This is a genomic window from Microbacterium sp. (assembly GCF_035277845.1).
Taxonomy (GTDB): domain Bacteria; phylum Actinomycetota; class Actinomycetes; order Actinomycetales; family Microbacteriaceae; genus Microbacterium.
The window spans coordinates 1-2,243 of the sequence record NZ_DATEJS010000014.1; the positions used below are offsets into that span (position 1 = coordinate 1).

At 71.8% G+C, this 2,243-nt stretch carries 3 protein-coding genes and 1 pseudogene; all 4 read left to right on the forward strand.

Going from position 1 to position 2,243, the window contains the following annotated elements:
* Positions 1-455: pseudogene (locus VJR25_RS00520) on the forward strand (hypothetical protein); the annotation flags it as partial.
* A gap of 80 nt (positions 456-535) precedes the next feature.
* Positions 536-1,189 carry a DedA family protein gene (locus VJR25_RS00525; protein WP_324111421.1) on the forward strand — a complete coding sequence of 218 codons (654 nt, stop codon included), beginning with the start codon at positions 536-538 and terminating at the stop codon, positions 1,187-1,189.
* Positions 1,186-1,908: a phosphatase PAP2 family protein gene (locus VJR25_RS00530; RefSeq protein WP_324111423.1), complete on the forward strand. Its 723-nt coding sequence runs from the start codon at positions 1,186-1,188 to the stop codon at positions 1,906-1,908. Before VJR25_RS00525 ends, VJR25_RS00530 begins: the two co-directional genes overlap by 4 nt.
* Before the next feature lie 92 nt (positions 1,909-2,000).
* Positions 2,001-2,243: DUF2510 domain-containing protein (locus VJR25_RS00535; protein ID WP_324111425.1), on the forward strand; the 243-nt coding region annotated here is incomplete at its 3' end.

Below are 2,243 nucleotides of genomic sequence, written 5' to 3' on the forward strand. Positions count from 1 at the left end.
CGGTGCTCTGGCCGCTGTCCGTCGTGGTGACCGCGGTGCTGACCTACGGCGCGCTCGCGGTCCTGTCCGGGAGGGGCGGTCTCACCGAAGCGGAGACCCTCGCCCTCACGAGGGACGGCGCTTCGCAGGGCCTGTTCGGCACGGCTTCGGACGTGGTGGGCGCATCCTTCCACGGGCTCACGGTCGTCAGGGCGATGGACGTGTTCGGCGGTCCCGGCGTCGCCTGCCTCGCCGTCTTCCCGACGACGACCGACCCGGCCGAGATGCAGGGCCCGATCTACACGGGTTGCACCGCGGGCGCGCTGCCGGCGATCGTGCAGGTGGGCGTGGACGATGTCTCCCCGGCCGGGCTCCGGCAGCAGTACGCGGACGGCACCGGACTGCGATTCGTGCTCGACGGCGACAGCGTGCGCGTGCTCGTCGACGGATCCGGGCGCGTGACCCCGGGCGCCTGACACGGTCGGGTCCCGGCACCCCGCGGCCCGCCGTCCCCCTTCTCGGAGAGTTCTTAGTCCGGCCGTCCGACGATGGACGGATGAACATCGTCACCTCCCTCGCCGCGATCGGCCCGATCGCGCTGGTGCTCATCGCGGCCATGGTGTTCGTCGAGAACGGCCTGCTGTTCCCGTTCCTGCCCGGCGACAGCCTGATCTTCGCGGCCGCTCTTCTCGCCCCGGTGCTGCACGTGCCGTGGTACGTCATCGCCGGGATCGCGGCCGTCGGGGCGATCGCCGGTGCCGAGGTCGGCTTCGTCATCGGGCGCCGCTTCGGACGGAGGCTCTTCACGCCCGGCGCCCGCGTGTTCAAGACCCGCTACCTGGACGAGACCGAGACCTTCTTCGCCCGCTGGGGGCGCTTCGCGATCGTGCTGGCCCGGTTCGTGCCGATCGTGCGCACCTACATCTCGCCGGCGGCCGGGGCCTCCTCCCTGTCCCACCGTCTGTTCAGCCTGTGGAACGCCCTGAGCGCTATCGTGTGGGCGGCGGTGCTGGGCGTCGCGGGGTCGCTGCTCGGCAGAATCCCGTGGGTCGCGGCGAACATCGACTGGATCATGGTCGGCGTCGTCGTCGTGACGGTCGCCCCGGTCGGCATCACGGCGCTGAAGCGCCGCCGTCGCGTCCGTGCCGCCGCCGATTCGAGCGCGGCATCCGACCCCGCCGCACCCGCCCTGCAGGAAGTGAACCGATGAGCGCCGAGACACTGCTTTCCCCGACCCGGTCCGAGTCGAGATCCGCCCGGGCGCGCAACGGCATCCTGCGCCCGTCGCAGCATCCGGTCGCCGTCGTGGTCGTGGCGCTGGCGGGCGCCGCCGTCGTGACCGGGGTGGGATTCGCGCTGCGCTCCCACCCCTTCGATCTCGCCCTCGCCCAGGCGCTGAACACCCTGCACACCGGCGTTCTCGGCACGGTGACGAGCCTCGTCTACCACGGCCTCGAGCCGGTGTCGGCCATCGCGATCACCGTGCTCGCGACCGCGGTGATCTGGCTGTCGACCCGGCGGCTGCCGGTCGCCGCGGCCTTCGCCGGCACGGTCGCGATCACCTGGATCCCGTCCGACGTCGTCAAGATCCTGGTGCACCGGCCCCGGCCCGAGCTCAGCCTGCTGTCTCACCCCTTCTCTCCCGTGCAGGTCGACCCGTCGTTCCCGAGCGGTCACACCGTGTTCGTCACGGCCTTCGTGGTAGCCCTCGTGTTCGTGCTGCGCGGCACGCGCTGGATGCCGGTGGGTGTCGTCGCCGGCGCGGTTCTGGTGCTCGGCGTGGGGGCATCCGTCAGCATCGACGCGGTGCATTACCCGAGCGACGCGGTCGCCTCGATCTTCTGGTCGCTGACCGTCGCCCCCGGCGCGCGGGTGGTGTGGGCCGACTGGCTCATGCCCCGGATCCCGCTGCTGCGCACCCGCAGCTGAGCCCCTTCTCCCGGCGGCATCCCGACCATTGACAGGGCTCCGGGCGCGGAGGATCATGGCGCCAACTGGGGACCTCGATCTGGGGGTGTTCTATGGCGCTGCCTTCCGCCGGGTGGTACGACGATCCCGATGCGCCCGGTTCACGTCGATATTGGGACGGCCGTTCCTGGACCGGAGACCGACATCCGTCGGCGTCCGCCCGACCCTCGCCGCTGACGCACCTTCCGCCCCTCGAGGCGGGCCCGCTCTGCCCGGTGTGCGGGCGCGCCGACATGCTCCGCAACATCGGCGTGATCGTCGACGAGGGCACCACCACGACGCACGGCACCTCGCGG

Bases quoted from the DNA above. Each gene is read 5' to 3' on its own strand.
- VJR25_RS00530 (WP_324111423.1), top strand. From the start codon at position 1,186: ATGAGCGCCGAGACACTGCTTTCCCCGACCCGGTCCGAGTCGAGATCC.
- VJR25_RS00525 (WP_324111421.1), top strand. From the start codon at position 536: ATGAACATCGTCACCTCCCTCGCCGCGATCGGCCCGATCGCGCTGGTG.